This window comes from Citrobacter sp. CK191 (assembly GCF_030333435.1).
In the GTDB taxonomy this organism is placed as follows: domain Bacteria; phylum Pseudomonadota; class Gammaproteobacteria; order Enterobacterales; family Enterobacteriaceae; genus Citrobacter_B; species Citrobacter_B koseri.
Window position 1 is genome coordinate 192757 of sequence record NZ_JAOWFX010000011.1, and the last position, 19866, is coordinate 212622.

Here is a 19866-nt window from a genome sequence, read left to right on the forward strand (position 1 = left end):
ATTCGTCGCTATCCTATACCAAAATGCGACAATAAGGGCAGTTGTGAGACACTTTTTTCATTGAATTTGCTTATACGGCAACGATTGCGTCGCACAATAAGGCATTACGAAAACGTTAAACTAGCGAGAAAAGAAAGCATGTCCCAGATTCAAGCGGTATTTTTCGACTGCGACGGTACGCTGGTCGACAGTGAAGTCATTTGCTCCCGCGCGTATGTCGCGATGTTCCAGGAATTCGGCATCACGCTCGATCTCGAAGAGGTGTTCAAACGCTTTAAAGGCGTAAAACTCTACGAAATCATCGATATCATTAACGAGGAGCAGGGTGTGTCGTTAGCAAAAGCGGATTTAGAACCCGTTTACCGCGCCGAGGTCGCACGCCTGTTCGACTCAGAACTGGAGGTGATCGCAGGGGCAAATGCGCTGCTGGACAGCATGACGGTGCCGATGTGCGTTGTCTCTAACGGCCCGGTCAGCAAAATGCAGCATTCACTGGGCAAGCTGGGCATGTTGCATCATTTTCCAGAAAAATTGTTCAGCGGCTATGACATTCAACGCTGGAAGCCCGATCCGGCTCTGATGTTCCACGCGGCAAAAGCCATGAATGTTAACGTGGAGAATTGCATTCTGGTGGATGATTCCAGTGCCGGCGCCCGGTCGGGAATCGATGCGGGAATGGAGGTGTTCTACTTCTGCGCCGATCCACACAACAAACCGATCGATCATCCAAAAGTAACGACGTTTACCGATCTGGCACAGTTGCCGGGATTGTGGAAGGCGCGGGGTTGGAATATCGTCGATTAAACCGTAGGCCTGATAAGCAAAGCGCCATCAGGCGAATGGCGCAGAATGCCGGATGCGGCGTAACGCCTTATCCGGCCTACAATAGCGACGCCGGGGGATCCCGGCGAACGCAACAAGCCGCTTATTCCTTCGGATCTTTGCCCGCCAGCAGTTTATCCAGCTCGTCACCGCCGACGTGGCGGAAATCCTGTCCTTTCACGAAGTAGAAGATGTACTCGCAGATATTCTGGCAACGGTCGCCAATGCGCTCAATGGAGCGTGCACAGAACAGCGCAGTCAGCACGCTTGGAATGGTGCGCGAATCTTCCATCATGTAGGTCATCAGCTGACGCACGATACCTTCGTATTCCTGGTCAACTTTCTTATCTTCACGGTAGATACGCACCGCTTCGTCAATATCCATTCGCGCGAACGCGTCCAGCACGTCATGCAGCATCTGTACGGTGTGACGCCCCAGCGACTCCAGGCTCACCAGCAACGGCTGGTGCTGGTGGGAGAATTTCTCCAGCGCGGTGCGACAAATTTTGTCCGCCACGTCGCCAATGCGCTCCAGTTCAGCGATGGTTTTGATGATCGCCATCACCAGGCGCAGGTCGCTCGCTGTCGGCTGGCGTTTGGCAATGATGCGCACGCACGCTTCATCGATCGCCACTTCCATCATGTTGACGTGCTTATCACCGTCAATAACGCGCTTCGCCAGTTCGCTATCCTGATTATGCATCGCGGTGATCGCATCAGAAAGCTGTTGCTCCACCATACCGCCCATAGTCATCACCTGGGTGCGGATGCTTTCCAGTTCTGCGTTGAACTGGCCGGAAATGTGTTTGTTAAGGTTTAGGTTGTCCATGGTTAGCTCCAAATCAACCGTAGCGGCCAGTAATATAATCTTCGGTTTGTTTCTTCGCGGGCTTAGTGAACAGATCGTCCGTGTTGCTGAACTCAATCAACTCGCCCAGATACATAAACGCCGTGTGATCGGAACAACGCGCAGCCTGCTGCATGTTGTGCGTCACGATCACCACGGTGTAGTCCTGCTTCAGCTCAGTGATCAGCTCTTCAATACGCCCGGTGGAAATCGGGTCCAGCGCTGAACACGGCTCATCCAACAGCAGAACTTCCGGGCGAATGGCGATACCACGCGCAATGCACAGACGCTGCTGCTGACCACCCGAGAGAGAGTACCCGCTCTGGTGCAATTTATCTTTGGTTTCGTTCCATAATGCGGCTTTGGTCAACGCCCACTGAACGCGTTCGTCCATATCGGCGCGAGACAGTTTCTCAAACAGGCGCACGCCAAAAGCAATGTTGTCATAGATAGACATCGGGAACGGCGTCGGCTTCTGGAACACCATCCCCACTTTGGCACGCAGCAGAGCGATATCCTGGGTGTTGGTGAGGATATTATCGCCATCCAACAGGATCTCACCTTCCGCGCGCTGCTCTGGATACAACGAATACATTTTGTTAAAGGTACGCAGCAGTGTGGATTTACCACAGCCAGACGGCCCAATAAACGCCGTGACCTGGTTCTTCGCGATATCCAGGTTGATATCCTTCAGGGCATGGAATTTGCCGTAGTAGAAGTTCAAATCACGAACCTGAATCTTACCCGGAGCAGTATCAACCATACTCATTTCAATCTCTTCCTCATTCGGCGTCGCCGTTGGCCGCGCCGTAAAAAATTAACCGCTGTTCACATCTGTAGGCCAGATAAGACGTTTACGCCGCCATCCGGCACCTGAAATCAACCGTGTTTACTCTTCGCAAAAATGATGCGCGCCAGAATATTCAGCAACAATACGCACAGGGTAATGATCAACACCCCAGCCCAGGCCAGTTGCTGCCACTCCGCAAACGGACTCATCGCAAATTTAAAGATAGTGACCGGCAGGTTAGCGATAGGCTGCATCATGTCGGTGCTCCAGAACTGGTTGGAAAGCGCAGTAAAGAGCAGCGGCGCGGTTTCACCCGCAATACGGGCAACCGCCAGCAGTACGCCGGTGATGATCCCGGAAATCGAGGCTTTCAGGGTAATCGCCGAGATCATTTTCCATTTCGGCGTCCCCAGCGCATAGGCCGCTTCACGCAGGCTATCCGGCACCAGTTTCAGCATGTTCTCTGTGGTACGAATGACGATAGGCACCTGTAGCAGCGCCAGCGCAATCACGCCCGCCCAACCGGAGAAGTGCTCCATTTGCGCCACCACGATGGTGTAAACAAACAGACCGACCACGATAGACGGCGCGGAAAGCAGGATGTCGTTAATGAAACGGATCACTTCCGCAAGCCAGGATTTACGGCCATATTCCGCCAGGTAGATCCCCGCCATGATGCCAAGCGGCGTACCAAATACCGTCGCCCACAAAATTAACAGTCCGCTCCCCGCCAGGGCGTTCGCCAGACCACCGCCAGCGGTATTCGGCGGCGGCGTCATTTCAGTAAACAGCGCCAGCGACATGCCGTCGAAACCACGCGTAATGGTGGACATCAGGATCCAGATGAGCCAGAACAGCCCAAACGCCATCGTCGCCATTGAGAGCGTCAATGCGATGCGGTTTCTCGTGCGGCGCTTAGCCTGCATTTTACGGCGGGATTCCGCCAGTTCTGCGGTCGTTTGCATTTCAAGCGTAGCCATTAGCGTGCCCCCTCATTCTTCGCCAGACGCATAATCATCAGCTTAGAAATCGCCAGCACAATGAAGGTAATCACAAACAGAATCAGACCCAGTTCCATCAACGCGGCAACGTGCAGACCAGACTCCGCTTCGGCAAATTCGTTCGCCAGCGCAGAGGTAATACTGTTGCCCGGCATGTACAGCGAAACGCTGTCGAGCTGGTAGGTGTTACCGATGATAAAGGTCACCGCCATGGTTTCTCCTAGCGCACGACCCAGTCCCAGCATAACGCCGCCAATCACCCCATTTTTGGTGAACGGAAGGACGATACGCCAGATAACTTCCCAGGTGGTGCAACCGATGCCGTAGGCCGACTCTTTCATCATCACCGGGGTTTGTTCGAAGACATCGCGCATAACTGCCGCGATGTAAGGAATGATCATAATGGCGAGAATAACGCCCGCCGCCAGAATACCGATACCAAATGCCGGGCCAGAGAACAGTGCGCCAACAAACGGAATGTTGGAAAGAATATTCCCGACCGGTTCCTGGAACCAGGTGGCAAACAGCGGCGCGAAGATAAACAGACCCCACATGCCGTAGACGATACTGGGGATAGCCGCCAGCAGTTCGATGGCGATGCCCAGCGGGCGACGCAGCCAGCCCGGCGCCAGTTCCGTCAGAAACAGGGCAATACCGAAGCTCACCGGAACGGCGATCAGCAGAGCGATAAACGAGGTAACCAGCGTGCCATAAATGGGAACCAGCGCGCCGTAGATATCGTTTGGCGCATCCCACTCTTTAGTCCACAGGAACGAGAAGCCAAACTTCTCAATGCTTGGCCAGGAGGAGATAATCAGCGAGACAATAATGCCACCCAACATCAATAGCACAATCAGCGCAGCCAGTTTTACCAGCGCGCTGAATATCATGTCACCCTTTTTACCCGGCGGGTTAAAAGCAGGCTTGGTTGCAGCCATAAATTACTCTTTCCATTAAACGCGTTTACGAAGTTGCCCATGCCGGATGGCGCTACGCTTATCCGGCCTACAAATCGGGCCTACAGTCGGAACTGTAGGGCGGATAAGCGTAGCGCCATCCGCCAGTTCGTTAAAGATATTCTATTAGTACAGCGCTTTACCGCTGCTGTCCTTCACATTGGTCTTCCATGCTGCACGAACCTGCTCAACAACGCTGTCCGGCAGGCTGGCGTAATCCAGGTCATTCGCCTGTTTGCCGCCATTTTTGTATGCCCAGTCGAAGAACTTCAGCACTTCAGCGCCCTGCTCAGGTTTCTTCTGCTCTTTGTGGACCAGGATGAAGGTGGTGGAAGTGATTGGCCACGCATCGTCACCTTGCTGGTTCGTCAGATCCTGAGCGAAAGAGGTGCTCCAGTCAGCGCCTTTCGCGGCGTTAGCAAAGCTCTCTTCGGTCGGGCTTACTGGTTTACCATCCGCTGAAATCAGTTTGGTGTAAGCCAGGTTGTTCTGCTTCGCATAAGCGTATTCAACATAGCCGATAGAGCCCGGCAGACGCTGTACGAATGCGGCGATACCGTCGTTACCTTTACCGCCCAGACCGGTCGGCCAGTTAACGGTAGAGCCAGCGCCGACTTTAGATTTCCACTCTTCGTTCACTTTCGCCAGGTAGCTGGTGAAAACGAAGGAGGTGCCGGAACCATCTGCACGACGCACAACGGCGATGTTCTGAGAAGGCAGTTTCAGACCCGGGTTCAGTTTGGTGATGGCTTCATCATCCCACTTCTTAATTTTACCCAGATAGATGTCACCCAGGGTTTTCCCATCCAGCACCAGTTCGCCAGACTTCAGACCCGGGATATTCACCGCCAGCACTACGCCGCCAATGACGGTCGGGAACTGGAACAAACCTTCCTGCTCCAGTTTTTCGTCAGACAGCGGAGCGTCGGATGCACCGAAATCAACGGTGTTAGCCGTAATTTGTTTTACACCACCGGAGGAGCCGATACCCTGGTAGTTTACTTTGCTACCGGTCTCTTTCTGATAGGTATCAGCCCATTTGGCATACACCGGCGCAGGGAAAGTTGCACCTGCACCTGTCAGGCTCGCTGCTGCGAAAGCAGAGAACGCGCTCATGGATAAGGTCGCGGCGACAACAGTTGCGACAGTGGTACGCATGACTTTCATAATGTCTCCTGCAAGATTTTCGTAAATCATTGTTAAGTGGCTACGATGAGCAAAATAGGACAAACAGGTGACAGTTAAATGTACGAAATATGACAGTTTTATGACAACGGAAACTGATGAAATAAATTACAGAAAAAACAATTTATAAACAATCAGTTAATTCACTTCATGACAATGCGATTTCATGAAAATTTTCTTTTTATGACACTGAAAACAGTAGCTGAAGATGACGATTTGTCACATTAAAACGACGGGAGAATTGATTAAAAACAGAACAGCGCAGAAAAAAATGCCCCGCTTTCGCAGGGCATCGTCACGATTACTCAACGGTAACTGATTTCGCCAGGTTACGCGGCTGGTCCACGTCGGTGCCTTTGATCAGCGCAACGTGATACGCCAGCAGTTGCAGCGGAACGGTGTAGAAGATCGGTGCAATCACCTCTTCCACATGCGGCATCTCAATGATGTGCATGTTGTCGCTGCTGACAAAACCGGCATCCTGGTCGGCGAAGACGTACAGCTGGCCGCCACGGGCGCGGACTTCTTCGATGTTGGATTTCAGTTTTTCCAGCAGTTCGTTGTTCGGCGCCACCACGATAACCGGCATATCTGCGTCGATCAGCGCCAGCGGGCCGTGTTTCAGCTCACCTGCCGCATACGCTTCTGCGTGAATATAAGAGATCTCTTTCAGCTTCAGCGCGCCTTCCAGCGCGATCGGATACTGATCGCCACGGCCCAGGAACAGGGCATGGTGTTTGTCAGAGAAATCTTCCGCCAGCGCTTCGATACGCTTGTCCTGAGACAGCATCTGTTCGATACGGCTCGGCAGCGCCTGCAAACCGTGAACAATATCGTGCTCGATAGACGCATCCAGACCTTTCAGACGCGCCAGCTTCGCCACCAGCATCAGCAGAACGGTCAGCTGAGTGGTAAACGCTTTGGTGGAGGCCACGCCGATTTCCGTCCCGGCGTTGGTCATCATCGCCAGATCGGATTCACGCACCAGGGAAGAACCCGGAACGTTACAGATGGCGAGAGAACCCAGATAGCCCAGCTCTTTCGACAGGCGCAGACCGGCAAGGGTATCCGCCGTTTCGCCAGACTGAGACAGAGTGATCATCAGGCTGTTACGACGCACGGCGGATTTGCGATAGCGGAATTCAGAGGCGATTTCGACGTCGCACGGAATACCGGCCAGCGATTCAAACCAGTAGCGAGAGACCATACCGGAGTTATACGACGTGCCGCAGGCGATAATCTGAATATGTTCAACCTGAGACAGTAGTTCGTTCGCTTTTGGCCCCAGCTCGCTTAAATCCACTTCACCGTGGCTGATACGCCCGGTCAGCGTATTTTTAATCGCATTCGGCTGTTCGTAGATCTCTTTCTGCATGTAGTGGCGGTAAATACCTTTATCGCCCGCATCATATTGCAGACTAGATTCGATATCCTGACGTTTCACTTCCGCGCCGGATTTATCGAAAATGGAGACCGAACGACGGGTCACTTCCGCAATATCGCCTTCTTCCAGGAAGATGAAGCGACGGGTTACCGGCAGCAGCGCCAGCTGGTCGGAAGCGATAAAGTTTTCGCCCATACCCAGACCGATAACCAGCGGGCTGCCAGAGCGCGCCGCCAGCAGCGTATCCGGGTGACGGGTATCCATGATTACCGTGCCGTACGCGCCGCGCAGTTGCGGAATCGCACGCATAACCGCTTCACGCAGCGTACCGCCCTGTTCCAGCTCCCAGTGCACTAAGTGAGCAATCACTTCGGTGTCGGTCTCAGAAACGAAGGTATAACCACGCGCTTTCAGTTCTTCACGCAGTGGTTCATGGTTTTCGATGATGCCGTTATGCACCACCACAATGTGGTCAGAAACATGCGGATGCGCGTTTGCTTCCGAAGGTTCGCCGTGGGTCGCCCAGCGGGTGTGAGCAATCCCGGTGCCACCAGACAGAGGATGGTCTTCCGCTGCCTGGGCCAGCATCTGTACTTTACCAAGGCGACGCAGACGGGTCATGTGACCTTCCGCATCAACCACGGCCAGACCGGCAGAGTCATAACCACGGTATTCCAGACGACGTAAACCTTCGAGAAGGATTTCAGCTACATCACGTTGCGCGATAGCGCCAACAATTCCACACATAGTATTTAATTCCGATTTTGGCATTAAGCCTGTCGTTGTCGCTGACCTGTTAATACCCGTATTCCGGGCGCCCCGAGCCTTGTAGAGAGTGGGGTTATTTTTATAGGTACTGCTTTTGGGCGAGCGATATATCTTTATCGCCTCATCCCTCATCTGCCGGATGGCGCTTATGCTTATCCGGCCTACAGAACGTCATCGAACGTAGGCCGGATAAGACAAAGCCGCCATCCGGCAAAAAGACTTACTTCTTCTTCACCGGACGCTGCCAGCCCTGCTTATGCACCTGCGGCACGCGGCTTAACACCAGTTCGTTATCCGCAACATCACGGGTAACGGTTGTGCCGGCGGCGATGGTCGCACCTTTCCCCACGGTGACCGGCGCCACCAACTGAGTATCAGAACCGACAAACACATCATCGCCAATAATCGTTTTGAATTTATTTGCGCCATCGTAGTTGCAGGTAATGGTGCCCGCGCCGATATTCACGTTGTCGCCAATTTCCGCATCACCCAGATAGCTCAGGTGGCCCGCTTTCGAACCTTTCCCCAGACGCGCTTTTTTCATTTCAACGAAGTTGCCGACATGAGCGCCTTCCCGCAGTTCCGCGCCGGGGCGCAGACGGGCAAACGGACCAATAGTACAGGCCGCTTCCAGGTGCGCATCTTCCACCACGCTGTACGGGCTGATTTCACAGTCATCGCCAATTACGCTGTTTTTAATAACGCAACCCGCGCCAATCTTCACGCGGTGACCCAGCGTGACGTTGCCTTCGATGATAACGTTAGTATCAATTTCAACATCGCGCCCGTGGGTGAGAGCGCCGCGCAGGTCAAAACGCGCGGGATCGCGCAGCATCACACCGGCCAGCAGCAGCTTTTCGGCCTGCTCGGACTGATAAACGCGTTCCAGACGAGAGAGTTGCAGACGGTTGTTTACGCCTTCCACTTCGCTTAAACGATCCGGGTGTACAGCAGCGATTTCGCGGCCTTCCTGATATGCCAGCGCAATGATGTCGGTAATGTAATATTCACCCTGAGCATTATTGTTGGTCAGTTTCGCCAGCCAGCGCTTCATGTCCGCACCATTAGCGATCAAGATACCGGTATTGATTTCCTGGATCTGACGCTGTTCGTCGGTGGCATCTTTATGCTCAACGATGCCGGTCACTTTACCGTTCTCACGCGTAATACGACCGTAACCGCTCGGATCGTCCAGCTTCACGGTTAACAAACCAATGCCGCCCTGCGGTTTGGCGTCACGCAGACGCTGTAAGGTTTCCACAGAGATCAGCGGCACATCGCCATAGAGCATTAAAATGTCTTCGTCATCGCTAAAGAACGGCGCCGCCTGCTGCATCGCATGACCCGTCCCCAGCTGCTCTGCCTGCAAAACCCAGTTCAGGTTGTCATTTTTAAGGGTGTTTTTAAGCAGATCGCCGCCGTGACCATAGACCAGATGCACCTGAGATGCGCCTAATTCATTAGCGGCATCAATGACATGCTGAACCATCGCTTTTCCCGCAAGGGTATGCAGCACTTTAGGAAGATCGGAATACATACGCGTGCCTTTGCCTGCGGCAAGGATCACTACGCTCATAGCACTATTCAACATACGCGTCCTGACTGTAATTTGAGAACGAATTTATACCGTTTCACATTGAAAATACTACATTTTTTTCATCGTGAAATGGGCAGAAGAGAAAACGCTCAATGCGGGGTTTTCACCGCTTGTTAATGGGATATTTTCGTTCATCGCCCTGCCTTTTGTCTTCAGAAAAGTCAGACTTACCTTTCATTAAAGGCTTAGGTTAATGTTTTTGCTATTTTTTTGACCCATGAATAAAGATGAAAGAGCACGGAATAACATTCAGGCAAAAAAAAACCAGCCTGATTTCAGACTGGTTTTTATGCTTTCAAGCCGGTGTTACATCGCTTTTTTGGTCAACTCGATAACGCGCAGTTTGGCGATCGCTTTGGCCAGTTCCGCAGATGCCTGAGCGTAATCCACGTCACCATGAGAGCTCTTAATGCGCTCTTCAGCCTTACGTTTCGCTTCCAGAGCTCGCGCTTCGTCGAGATCCTGGCCGCGAATCGCGGTATCAGCCAGTACGGTCACGCTGCCAGGCTGCACTTCAAGAATGCCGCCAGACAGGTAGATAAACTCTTCATGACCGAACTGTTTAACGATGCGGATCATACCAGGCTTAATGGCGGTGAGCAGCGGCGCGTGGCCCGGGTAAATACCCAGTTCACCTTCACTACCCGTTACCTGGATTTTTTCGACCAGACCAGAGAACATTTGTTGCTCTGCGCTGACGACGTCCAGGTGGTAAGTCATTGCCATATCACCCTCCGATTAAGGCGTTAAAGTTTTTTGGCTTTTTCCACGGCTTCGTCGATGGAACCGACCATATAGAACGCCTGCTCCGGCAGGTGATCGTATTCGCCTTCCATGATGCCTTTAAAGCCACGGATGGTGTCTTTCAGGGAGACGTATTTACCCGGAGAACCGGTAAATACTTCTGCCACGAAGAACGGCTGGGACAGGAAGCGCTGGATCTTACGTGCGCGAGCTACCACCAGTTTGTCTTCTTCAGACAGTTCATCCATACCCAGGATGGCGATGATGTCTTTCAGTTCCTGGTAACGTTGCAGGATAGACTGTACGCCACGCGCGGTGTCGTAGTGCTCCTGACCAACAACCAGCGGGTCCAGCTGACGGCTGGTGGAATCCAGCGGGTCAACGGCCGGGTAGATACCCAGAGACGCAATCTGACGGCTCAGTACCACGGTTGCGTCAAGGTGCGCAAAGGTGGTGGCTGGAGACGGGTCAGTCAAGTCATCCGCAGGTACGTATACCGCCTGTACGGAGGTGATAGAACCGGTTTTGGTGGAGGTGATACGTTCCTGCAAAACACCCATCTCTTCCGCCAGGGTCGGCTGGTAACCTACCGCTGAAGGCATACGACCCAGCAGTGCGGATACTTCCGTACCGGCCAGGGTGTAACGGTAGATGTTGTCGACGAACAGCAGAACGTCACGACCTTCGTCACGGAATTTCTCCGCCATGGTCAGGCCGGTCAGCGCAACGCGCAGACGGTTTCCCGGCGGCTCGTTCATCTGGCCGTAAACCAAGGATACTTTGTCGATAACGTTGGAGTCGGTCATTTCGTGGTAGAAGTCGTTACCCTCACGAGTACGTTCACCTACGCCCGCAAACACGGAGTAACCGGAGTGTTCGATCGCGATGTTACGGATCAGCTCCATCATGTTTACGGTTTTACCTACACCCGCACCACCGAACAGACCCACTTTACCGCCCTTCGCGAACGGACACATCAGGTCGATAACTTTGATACCGGTTTCCAACAGTTCCTGAGAGTTTGACAACTCTTCGTAGGACGGTGCCGCACGGTGGATAGCCCAACGCTCTTCTTCACCGATCTCGCCTTTCATGTCTACTGGTTCGCCCAGTACGTTCATGATACGACCCAGCGTTGCTTTACCTACCGGGACTTCGATCGGGTGCTCAAGGTCTTTCACATCCAGACCACGACGCAGGCCGTCGGAAGAACCCATGGCGATGGTACGTACGATACCGCCACCGAGCTGCTGCTGAACTTCCAGCACCAGATGTTCATTACCATTCTGCACCTCAAGGGCGTCGTACACGCGCGGTACGGCATCCTGAGGGAACTCGACGTCAACTACGGCGCCGATTACCTGGACAATTTTTCCAGTAGCCATCTTGAATCCTCTACGAATTAACCTGGTTATACCGCGGATGCACCACCGACGATTTCGGTGAGTTCCTGAGTAATGCTGGCCTGACGAGCTTTGTTGTATACCAACTGCAACTCTTTAATCAGGCTGCCGCCATTGTCGGTCGCGGCTTTCATCGCCACCATACGTGCGGCCTGCTCGCTGGCCAGGTTTTCTACCACGCCCTGATAAACCTGAGATTCCACATAGCGACGCAGGAGGGTATCCAGCAGCGCTTTCGGATCGGGTTCGTACAGGTAATCCCAGGTTTTACGTTTCAGTTCATCATCTTCTGAAGCCGGTAACGGCAGCAGCTGAGTGATAGTCGGAACCTGAGACATGGTGTTAATAAATTTGTTGCTGACAATGTAAAGCTTGTCCAGACGGCCTTCATCATAGGCCTGCAACATCACTTTAACCGGGCCGATCAGTTCGGACAGGGATGGGTTATCCCCCATACCCGTCACCTGGGCGACAACATTGCCACCTACGGAACTAAAGAAAGACACGCCTTTAGAGCCGATCATTGCGAGGTCGCACTGAACGCCTTTATCGGACCATGCTTTCATATCCGCCAGCAGTTTCTTGAACAGGTTAATATTCAAGCCACCGCACAGACCACGGTCGGTCGACACCACCAGGTAGCCCACGCGCTTAACGTCGCGTTCTTCCAGATAGGGGTGCTTATATTCCAGATTACCGTTCGCAAGGTGACCAATCACTTTGCGCATGGTATCTGCATAAGGACGGCTGGCCGCCATGCGATCCTGCGATTTACGCATTTTGGAAGCGGCGACCATCTCCATCGCTTTAGTGATCTTTTGCGTGTTCTGGACGCTTGCGATCTTACTACGTATCTCTTTTGCGCCGGCCATGAGCTTCTCCTCAATGCCTTGCGGCCTGCCTTAAGGCAGGCCACCAGACGTTACCAGGACTGGGTTGCTTTGAAGGAATCGAGGATGCCTTTCAGCTTGCCTTCGATTTCGTCGTTATAGCCACCGGACTGGTTGATCTCTTGCATCAACGGAGCGTGATCACGGTCGACGTAAGCCAGCAGAGCGGCTTCGAAGCTACCGATTTTCGCCAGTTCTACATCCGCCAGATAACCACGTTCTGCCGCGAACAGAACCAGAGACTGCTGCGCAACGGACATCGGCGCATACTGTTTCTGTTTTAGCAGTTCAGTCACTTTCTGACCGTGGTCAAGCTGTTTACGGGTTGCATCGTCAAGGTCAGATGCAAACTGGGAGAACGCCGCCAGTTCACGATACTGCGCCAGCGCGGTACGGATACCACCGGACAGTTTCTTCATGATCTTGGTCTGCGCTGCACCACCAACACGGGATACGGAGATACCCGGGTTAACCGCAGGACGAATACCAGAGTTAAACAGGTTGGTTTCCAGGAAGATCTGACCATCGGTAATAGAAATTACGTTGGTCGGAACGAACGCAGAAACGTCACCCGCCTGGGTTTCGATAATCGGCAGCGCAGTCAGAGAACCGGTTTTCCCTTTCACTTCACCTTTCGTGAAGGCTTCAACGTATTCAACGTTAACACGCGCAGCACGCTCCAGCAGACGAGAGTGGAGGTAGAATACGTCGCCCGGGAATGCTTCACGTCCTGGCGGACGACGCAGCAGCAGGGAGATCTGACGATAAGCAACAGCCTGTTTGGACAGGTCATCGTAGATGATCAGCGCATCTTCGCCGCGGTCGCGGAAGTATTCGCCCATTGCGCAACCGGCATACGGAGCCAGGTATTGCAGTGCGGCAGATTCAGATGCGGTTGCAACCACAACGATGGTATTTTGCAGCGCGCCGTGTTCTTCCAACTTACGAACCACGTTAGAGATGGTGGACGCTTTCTGGCCAATAGCCACGTAGACGCACTTGATGCCGGAATCACGCTGGTTGATGATGGCGTCGATTGCCAGAGCGGTTTTACCGGTCTGACGGTCACCGATGATCAATTCACGCTGACCACGACCGATTGGGATCATGGAGTCAACGGCTTTATAACCCGTCTGAACAGGCTGATCAACGGACTGACGTTCGATTACGCCCGGCGCGATAGCTTCAACAGCAGAGAAGCCGTCGTGCTCAACCGGACCTTTACCGTCGATTGGCGCGCCCAGGGTGTTAACCACACGGCCCAGCAGGCCACGGCCAACCGGAACTTCCAGGATACGGCCAGTACATTTAACCTTCATGCCTTCGGCAAGGTCAGCGTACGGACCCATCACAACCGCACCTACAGAGTCGCGCTCCAGGTTCAGTGCGATAGCGTAACGGTTACCCGGCAGGGAGATCATTTCACCCTGCATACAATCGGCCAGGCCGTGAATGCGGATAACACCGTCACTTACAGAAACAATAGTACCTTCGTTGTGAGCTTCACTCACAACATTGAACTGAGCAATGCGCTGCTTGATCAGTTCGCTGATTTCGGTGGAATTCAGTTGCATGCTCCAGTCCCCTTAAGACTGCAAGACGTCTGCAAGGCGTTCAAGACGGCCGCGTACGCTGCCATCAATGACCATATCACCCGCTCGGATGATAACGCCTGCCATTACAGACTTATCGATTTTGCAATTCAGCTTAACTTTGCGTGACAGACGTTTTTCCATCGCAGCGCTAATTTTCGCAAGCTGTTCTTCACTCAATGCGGTGGCGGAAGTTACCTCAACTTCAGAGGTGGACTCACTCGCGGCGCGCAGGTGAATAAACTGCTCCAGAACATCCGGGAGCGCGTTCAGACGATTATTTTCAGCCATCACCCGAATCAGGTTCTGACCGTTTTCGTCCAGCTGCTCACCGCAGACTGCGATAAACGACTCAGCGAGCGTTTCCGGCGCCAGCGCGCCAGAGAGAAGCTCTGCCATTTGTTCGTTCTTGGTTACCTCGGCGGCAAACGCCAGCATGTCCTGCCAGCGCTCTACACTTTGGTGTTCGACGGCAAAGTCAAAAGCTGCTTTGGCGTAGGGGCGAGCTACCGTAACAAATTCAGACATCAGCCCCTCCCTCCTTACAGTTCAGCGACAAGTTTGTCCACGATGTCGCTGTTAGCAGCTTCATCCACGGAACGTTCGATGATCTTCTCGGCGCCAGCAACAGCCAGGATAGCAACTTGCTTACGCAGCTCTTCACGGGCACGTTTACGCTCGGCGTCAATTTCCGCCTGCGCCTGGGCCACGATTTTAGTACGTTCCTGCTCTGCTTCAGTTTTGGCTTCATCCAGGATCTGAGCGCGACGTTTGTTCGCCTGCTCAATGATTACCTGAGCTTCCGCCTTCGCTTTTTTCAGCTGGTCGGTCGCGCTGGCCTTTGCAAGGTCAAGGTCCTTATGTGCTCGTTCTGCGGAAGCAAGACCGTCAGCAATTTCTTTTTGACGTTTTTCGATGGCAGCCATTAACGGCGGCCATACGTACTTCATGCAGAACAGAACGAACAGGACAAACGCGATGGCCTGGCCGAGGATTGTTGCGTTAAGATTCACAGCACAATGCCTCTATCTAGTTAACGTTCTGATATTGCTCTTAATTCAAGCAACGCTTACTACGCGACAGCGAACATCACGTACAGACCCAGACCTACAGCGATCATCGGGATAGCATCCACCAGACCCATAACGATAAAGAACTGAGTACGCAGCAGAGGAATCAGATCAGGTTGACGCGCTGCGCCTTCCAGGAATTTACCCCCGAGGATGCCGATACCGATCGCAGCACCGATTGCCGCCAGACCCATCATCACAGCGGCAGCCATGTACAGCAGATCCATATTCAGGTTTTCCATGACAGTCTCCAGTTTGTTTCAGTTAAAACGTAGTAGTGTTGGTAAAATTAATGCTCTTCAGACGCCATCGACAGATAGACAATCGTCAGAACCATGAAGATGAAGGCTTGCAGCGTAATGATCAGGATGTGGAAAATGGCCCACGGCACATTCAGAATCCACTGTGACCACCACGGCAACAGACCAGCAATCAGAATGAAAATCAGCTCACCGGCATACATGTTGCCGAACAGTCGCAGACCGAGTGATACCGGTTTGGACAGCAGACTTACCCCTTCAAGGATTAAGTTGACAGGGATGAACGCCCAGTGATTGAACGGCTGTAGCGTCAACTCTTTCGTGAAGCCGCCGATGCCTTTCATTTTGATGCTGTAGAACAGAATGAGGATAAATACGCCCAGCGCCATCGACAGGGTGATGTTCACGTCAGCGGACGGAACGACACGCAGTGCCGGCAGACCGAAGATATGCTCGCCGATATACGGCAGCAGATCGATAGGCAGTAAGTCCATCAGGTTCATCAGGAATACCCAGACGAAGATCGTCAGGGCCAGCGGCGCAATCAGCTTGCTTTTGCCATGGTACATGTCTTTCACGCTACCATGCACAAAGCCGATGACCAGCTCAATCGCGGTCTGAAATTTACCTGGTACGCCGCTGGTCGCCTTTTTGGCTACGCTGCGGAACATAAGCAGGAACAACAGACCCAGCACCACCGAGAAGAACATGGAGTCAATATTGAGCGTCCAGAAGGTGGCTGGGGGGTTATGCGGATCCACCAGCGAGAATGTACGCAGGTCCAGCTGAAGGTTGTTCAGATGGTGTCCTATGTAATCCTGCGGCGTCATATTTTCTGAAGCCATGATGCCTTTTACCCTTTGTTGTTAATTACAGCCGGCGCCAGTATCTGAACCACCAGCACCAAAACCCACGTAACGATCAGCGGCAAAAATACCGCCTTAAAAACCGCCAACGCCACCACCAGTAGAACCAGCATCGCTAACACCTTGAAGGCTTCGCCGAAGGCGAATGACCAGGCCACGCGGCCTTTCGCAGGTGTATGCGCCTGGTGACGCCAGGCAAATATCATAAACAACATGTTAGGCAGCAACACTGCCAGGCCTCCGCATAAGGCGGAAGCGCCCCAGAAGGGGTCTTTGAGGCTAAACAGCAATCCACTTGCTATTACCGCCAGAAGCTGAATGAACAGAAGCTTACGAGCAACGTTTCGACTCAAGAGCGACACAGACATCACGTTTTTACTCCTGCTCCCTTCGAGGTATGCCGCGTGTCGTATAAAACGTTCTTTAAGGCTTAGAGTCAAGCATCAAAAAGCGGTCAAATTATACGGTGCGCCCTCGTGATTTCAAACAATAAGTAGCTAAAAGGTGAATAAATGTTTAAATATTTTTCCCTGGTGCACATTTATCACTTTTCATCAAACTGTGAACGATCATGCAAAACTGCAAATGGCGCGTAAATACTGGTGATAAAGCGTGCTTCGGATCACATATTGAGCATATTCGCCCCGGCAGTATTTATTTACTTGGCAAATGATGCCTTTTCATCTTTCTGATATTTAAGCCTAAAATCACTCACTATTTAAAAAACACCCGGTTACAACCTAAAAACCATTCATTGACATTTATAATAAAAATTCAACATACCTGAGTGATTCTTAGGTTCAATTTTTAGCAACCTGATATTTTCAATGTTGATTAATTCATTTTTTAATAAAAAGAGCTACGTTGTAGCAATGATACAAAACGGTGAACTCATGGTTAACAGTAACAAGGTATAACTATTCGTTACCTCGTGATTGTTAACACGCGAGCGCCCGTTTTTTTTCTATTTTTTTTGATAAAAATTAAATTTTGTTTGGCTTAATGACCACCAAATGACGTTCGCCTTCCAGCTGCGGGACACGCAGTTTAACCACGGACTCGACGCTGAACGCCGCAGGCAGCGAGGCGATTTCCTCTTCCGGCAGTTGACCTTTTAACGCATAAAAGCGGCCATTTTCCCCCGGCAGGTGGCGACACCAGCTCAACATGTCATCGAGAGAGGCGAATGCACGGCTGATCACGCCATCAAACGGCGGCTCAGAAGGGAACTCTTCGACGCGACTCTGCACTGGCGTAATATTTTCCAGCTTGAGTTCGTGCTGAACCTGGCGCAGAAAGCGTACCCGCTTGCCCAGGCTATCCAGCAGCGTGAAATGCGATTCAGGACGGACAATGGAGAGCGGGATCCCCGGCAGCCCCGGTCCCGTACCGACGTCAATAAAACGCTCCCCTTGCAGGTGCGGCGCTACAACGATGCTGTCCAGAATATGGCGTACCAGCATCTCGTTAGGATCCCGCACTGACGTCAGGTTGTAGGCTTTGTTCCATTTGTGCAGCATATCGACATACGCAATCAGCTGATTTTTCTGGTGATCGGTAAGCGAAATGCCTGCTTCATCCAGCAGACGGGAGAGTTTGTTAAGCACGGTCGTTACCTGTTAATAATCAAATGCCCGATGCGCTTTCGCTTATCGGGCCTACAAATTTGTAGGGCGGGCAAGCGAAGCGCCCCCGCCAAATTAGTGTTATCAAGCGCTGCGACGCAGCATTCCCTGTTTCTTCAGCCACACCAGCAAAATTGAAATCGCCGCGGGCGTAACGCCGGAAATGCGCGACGCCTGACCGATAGAGACCGGTTTGTGATCGTTCAGCTTAGCGATAACTTCATTCGACAGACCAGAAACCTGGCGATAATCCAGCGTTGCAGGCAGCAATGTGTTCTCGTTACGCAGCTGTTTTTCGATCTCATCCTGCTGACGGGCGATATAGCCTTCGTATTTTACCTGAATCTCAACCTGCTCAGCGGCCTGCGCATCATCAAGACCCGGAGCGAACGGCGTCAGCGAAGTCAGCTGCGCGTAGGTCATTTCCGGGCGACGCAGCAGATCTTCGCCGCTGGCTTCACGCGACAGCGGCGCAGTCAGGTGAGCATTCACTTCGCCGGCCGATTCCGCCGACGGCGTTACCCAGGTGGATTTCAGACGCTGACGTTCGCGTTCGATATTCTCCAGCTTCTCGTTGAAGCGCGCCCAGCGCTCATCATCCACCAGACCCAGCTCGCGGCCCATTTCCGTCAGACGCAGGTCGGCGTTATCTTCACGCAACATCAGGCGGTATTCCGCGCGGGAGGTAAACATACGGTACGGTTCTTTGGTGCCCAGCGTGCAAAGATCGTCCACCAGCACGCCGAGGTAAGCCTGAGAACGCGCAGGCGCCCAGCCTTCTTTGTCCGCAGACAGACGGGCGGCGTTCAGACCGGCGAGCAAACCTTGCGCGGCCGCTTCTTCGTAACCTGTCGTCCCGTTGATTTGCCCGGCGAAGAACAATCCCTGGATAAATTTGCTCTCCAGCGTTGGTTTCAGGTCGCGCGGATCGAAGAAATCGTACTCAATGGCATAACCAGGACGCACGATTTTCGCGTTTTCCATCCCCTGCATTGAGCGGACGATCTGCATCTGCACATCGAACGGCAGGCTGGTGGAGATACCGTTCGGGTAAATTTCGTTAGAGGTCAGTCCTTCCGGTTCCAGGAAGATCTGATGTTGGTTGCGATCGGCAAAGCGCATGACTTTATCTTCGATCGACGGGCAGTAACGCGGGCCGATCCCTTCGATCACACCGGCATACATTGGGCTGCGATCGAGGTTGTTGCGGATCACATCATGGGTTTTTTCGTTGGTATGCGTGATGTAGCACGGCACCTGCTGCGGATGCTGGGACGCGTTGCCCATGAACGAGAACACAGGCATCGGGTTATCGCCGTGCTGCTGCGCCAGTACGCTGAAATCAATGGTGCGCGCATCAATACGCGGCGGCGTACCGGTTTTCAGGCGGCTGACGCGCAGCGGAAGTTCACGCAGGCGACGAGACAGTGGAATGGATGGCGGATCGCCAGCACGGCCGCCGCTGTAGTTATCCAGACCAATATGAATTTTGCCGTCAAGGAAAGTCCCGACGGTGAGAACCACCGCTTTAGCCCGGAATTTCAGGCCCATCTGGGTAACAGCGCCCACGACGCGATCGTTTTCAACAATCAGATCTTCAACCGCCTGCTGGAAGATCATCAGATTGGGCTGATTCTCCAGCGCAGTACGCACAGCCTGGCGATATAGCACGCGATCCGCCTGTGCGCGAGTCGCACGAACGGCCGGACCTTTGCTTGCGTTTAGTATCCTAAACTGGATACCCGCCTGGTCGATCGCTTTCGCCATCAGCCCGCCGAGCGCATCCACTTCTTTTACCAGGTGTCCCTTCCCAATACCGCCAATGGCCGGGTTGCAGCTCATTTGCCCCAGCGTGTCGATATTGTGTGTCAAAAGCAGGGTCTGTTGTCCCATACGCGCTGCGGCCATTGCGGCCTCAGTGCCTGCATGACCCCCGCCAATGATGATGACGTCAAAAGGATCCGGATAAAACATGGTAATTGCCTCGCATACGGCGGTGTGAAAGTGGATTGAAGCCCGGGTCGTGGATTCTACTCAACTTTAGCCGCTGGAGAAAGTCCCGGGAT

19 protein-coding genes are annotated in these 19866 nt (G+C 52.9%); 1 reads left to right on the forward strand and 18 read right to left on the reverse strand.

Translation table 11 applies throughout. From position 1 onward, the window contains the following. The first annotated feature begins 138 nt into the window (after positions 1–138). On the forward strand, positions 139–804 hold the full coding sequence (gene yieH, locus OGV82_RS03660; RefSeq protein WP_012000819.1) for a 6-phosphogluconate phosphatase: 666 nt from the start codon (positions 139–141) through the stop codon (positions 802–804). 121 nt (positions 805–925) lie between these two features. Here yieH and phoU read toward each other — a convergent pair whose 3' ends face one another. The 18 genes from phoU to mnmG form a co-directional block, all read right to left on the reverse strand. Further along, entirely contained in the window at positions 926–1651 is a 726-nt protein-coding gene (gene phoU, locus OGV82_RS03665) for a phosphate signaling complex protein PhoU (RefSeq protein WP_012000820.1), read from the reverse strand. A gap of 13 nt (positions 1652–1664) precedes the next feature. Continuing rightward, positions 1665–2438, reverse strand: a complete 774-nt coding sequence (gene pstB, locus OGV82_RS03670; RefSeq protein WP_012000821.1) for a phosphate ABC transporter ATP-binding protein PstB — start codon at positions 2436–2438, stop codon at positions 1665–1667. Positions 2439–2548: 110 nt separating this feature from the next. Further along, positions 2549–3439 carry a phosphate ABC transporter permease PstA gene (gene pstA / locus OGV82_RS03675; protein ID WP_012000822.1) on the reverse strand — a complete coding sequence of 297 codons (891 nt, stop codon included), beginning with the start codon at positions 3437–3439 and terminating at the stop codon, positions 2549–2551. After that, a complete protein-coding gene (gene pstC / locus OGV82_RS03680) occupies positions 3439–4398 on the reverse strand; it encodes a phosphate ABC transporter permease PstC (RefSeq protein ID WP_012000823.1) in 960 nt (319 codons plus the stop codon). Before pstC ends, pstA begins: the two co-directional genes overlap by 1 nt. A 144-nt stretch (positions 4399–4542) precedes the next feature. Further along, a complete protein-coding gene (gene pstS / locus OGV82_RS03685; RefSeq protein ID WP_024130085.1) occupies positions 4543–5583 on the reverse strand; it encodes a phosphate ABC transporter substrate-binding protein PstS in 1041 nt (346 codons plus the stop codon). Positions 5584–5902: 319 nt separating this feature from the next. Further along, positions 5903–7732 (reverse strand): glutamine--fructose-6-phosphate transaminase (isomerizing), encoded by a 1830-nt coding sequence (gene glmS, locus OGV82_RS03690; protein WP_012000825.1) that lies wholly within the window; start codon positions 7730–7732, stop codon positions 5903–5905. A 241-nt stretch (positions 7733–7973) separates the two neighbouring features. Then, on the reverse strand, positions 7974–9344 hold the full coding sequence (glmU, locus tag OGV82_RS03695; RefSeq protein ID WP_047460094.1) for a bifunctional UDP-N-acetylglucosamine diphosphorylase/glucosamine-1-phosphate N-acetyltransferase GlmU: 1371 nt from the start codon (positions 9342–9344) through the stop codon (positions 7974–7976). A gap of 312 nt (positions 9345–9656) precedes the next feature. After that, positions 9657–10076, reverse strand: a complete 420-nt coding sequence (locus tag OGV82_RS03700) for a F0F1 ATP synthase subunit epsilon (protein ID WP_012000828.1) — start codon at positions 10074–10076, stop codon at positions 9657–9659. Between the two features lie 20 nt (positions 10077–10096). After that, positions 10097–11479 carry a F0F1 ATP synthase subunit beta gene (atpD, locus tag OGV82_RS03705; protein WP_012000829.1) on the reverse strand — a complete coding sequence of 461 codons (1383 nt, stop codon included), beginning with the start codon at positions 11477–11479 and terminating at the stop codon, positions 10097–10099. Between the two features lie 26 nt (positions 11480–11505). Beyond that, a complete protein-coding gene (gene atpG / locus OGV82_RS03710; protein ID WP_047460091.1) occupies positions 11506–12369 on the reverse strand; it encodes a F0F1 ATP synthase subunit gamma in 864 nt (287 codons plus the stop codon). A gap of 50 nt (positions 12370–12419) precedes the next feature. After that, positions 12420–13961 (reverse strand): F0F1 ATP synthase subunit alpha, encoded by a 1542-nt coding sequence (gene atpA / locus OGV82_RS03715; RefSeq protein ID WP_012000831.1) that lies wholly within the window; start codon positions 13959–13961, stop codon positions 12420–12422. Between the two features lie 12 nt (positions 13962–13973). Continuing rightward, complete coding sequence (atpH, locus tag OGV82_RS03720) at positions 13974–14507, reverse strand: F0F1 ATP synthase subunit delta (protein ID WP_012000833.1); 534 nt, start codon at positions 14505–14507, stop codon at positions 13974–13976. Positions 14508–14521: 14 nt separating this feature from the next. After that, complete coding sequence (gene atpF / locus OGV82_RS03725; protein ID WP_003827022.1) at positions 14522–14992, reverse strand: F0F1 ATP synthase subunit B; 471 nt, start codon at positions 14990–14992, stop codon at positions 14522–14524. Between the two features lie 59 nt (positions 14993–15051). Then, positions 15052–15291: a F0F1 ATP synthase subunit C gene (atpE, locus tag OGV82_RS03730; RefSeq protein WP_000429386.1), complete on the reverse strand. Its 240-nt coding sequence runs from the start codon at positions 15289–15291 to the stop codon at positions 15052–15054. A gap of 47 nt (positions 15292–15338) precedes the next feature. Beyond that, positions 15339–16154 carry a F0F1 ATP synthase subunit A gene (gene atpB / locus OGV82_RS03735; protein WP_047460083.1) on the reverse strand — a complete coding sequence of 272 codons (816 nt, stop codon included), beginning with the start codon at positions 16152–16154 and terminating at the stop codon, positions 15339–15341. An 8-nt stretch (positions 16155–16162) separates the two neighbouring features. Then, entirely contained in the window at positions 16163–16543 is a 381-nt protein-coding gene (gene atpI, locus OGV82_RS03740; RefSeq protein WP_012131096.1) for a F0F1 ATP synthase subunit I, read from the reverse strand. Between the two features lie 615 nt (positions 16544–17158). Continuing rightward, positions 17159–17782 carry a 16S rRNA (guanine(527)-N(7))-methyltransferase RsmG gene (rsmG, locus tag OGV82_RS03745; protein ID WP_047460080.1) on the reverse strand — a complete coding sequence of 208 codons (624 nt, stop codon included), beginning with the start codon at positions 17780–17782 and terminating at the stop codon, positions 17159–17161. A gap of 102 nt (positions 17783–17884) precedes the next feature. Then, positions 17885–19774 (reverse strand): tRNA uridine-5-carboxymethylaminomethyl(34) synthesis enzyme MnmG, encoded by a 1890-nt coding sequence (gene mnmG, locus OGV82_RS03750; RefSeq protein ID WP_047460077.1) that lies wholly within the window; start codon positions 19772–19774, stop codon positions 17885–17887. Positions 19775–19866: the final 92 nt, after the last annotated feature.

What these genes read in the sequence shown, in the direction of transcription:
- yieH (WP_012000819.1), top strand. Translation starts at nt 139, where the DNA reads ATGTCCCAGATTCAAGCGGTATTTTTCGACTGCGACGGTACGCTGGTC.
- phoU (WP_012000820.1), bottom strand. Translation starts at nt 1,651, where the DNA reads ATGGACAACCTAAACCTTAACAAACACATTTCCGGCCAGTTCAACGCA.
- pstB (WP_012000821.1), bottom strand. Translation starts at nt 2,438, where the DNA reads ATGAGTATGGTTGATACTGCTCCGGGTAAGATTCAGGTTCGTGATTTG.
- pstA (WP_012000822.1), bottom strand. Translation starts at nt 3,439, where the DNA reads ATGGCTACGCTTGAAATGCAAACGACCGCAGAACTGGCGGAATCCCGC.
- pstC (WP_012000823.1), bottom strand. Translation starts at nt 4,398, where the DNA reads ATGGCTGCAACCAAGCCTGCTTTTAACCCGCCGGGTAAAAAGGGTGAC.
- pstS (WP_024130085.1), bottom strand. Translation starts at nt 5,583, where the DNA reads ATGAAAGTCATGCGTACCACTGTCGCAACTGTTGTCGCCGCGACCTTA.
- glmS (WP_012000825.1), bottom strand. Translation starts at nt 7,732, where the DNA reads ATGTGTGGAATTGTTGGCGCTATCGCGCAACGTGATGTAGCTGAAATC.
- glmU (WP_047460094.1), bottom strand. Translation starts at nt 9,344, where the DNA reads ATGTTGAATAGTGCTATGAGCGTAGTGATCCTTGCCGCAGGCAAAGGC.
- OGV82_RS03700 (WP_012000828.1), bottom strand. Translation starts at nt 10,076, where the DNA reads ATGGCAATGACTTACCACCTGGACGTCGTCAGCGCAGAGCAACAAATG.
- atpD (WP_012000829.1), bottom strand. Translation starts at nt 11,479, where the DNA reads ATGGCTACTGGAAAAATTGTCCAGGTAATCGGCGCCGTAGTTGACGTC.
- atpG (WP_047460091.1), bottom strand. Translation starts at nt 12,369, where the DNA reads ATGGCCGGCGCAAAAGAGATACGTAGTAAGATCGCAAGCGTCCAGAAC.
- atpA (WP_012000831.1), bottom strand. Translation starts at nt 13,961, where the DNA reads ATGCAACTGAATTCCACCGAAATCAGCGAACTGATCAAGCAGCGCATT.
- atpH (WP_012000833.1), bottom strand. Translation starts at nt 14,507, where the DNA reads ATGTCTGAATTTGTTACGGTAGCTCGCCCCTACGCCAAAGCAGCTTTT.
- atpE (WP_000429386.1), bottom strand. Translation starts at nt 15,291, where the DNA reads ATGGAAAACCTGAATATGGATCTGCTGTACATGGCTGCCGCTGTGATG.
- atpB (WP_047460083.1), bottom strand. Translation starts at nt 16,154, where the DNA reads ATGGCTTCAGAAAATATGACGCCGCAGGATTACATAGGACACCATCTG.
- atpI (WP_012131096.1), bottom strand. Translation starts at nt 16,543, where the DNA reads ATGTCTGTGTCGCTCTTGAGTCGAAACGTTGCTCGTAAGCTTCTGTTC.
- mnmG (WP_047460077.1), bottom strand. Translation starts at nt 19,774, where the DNA reads ATGTTTTATCCGGATCCTTTTGACGTCATCATCATTGGCGGGGGTCAT.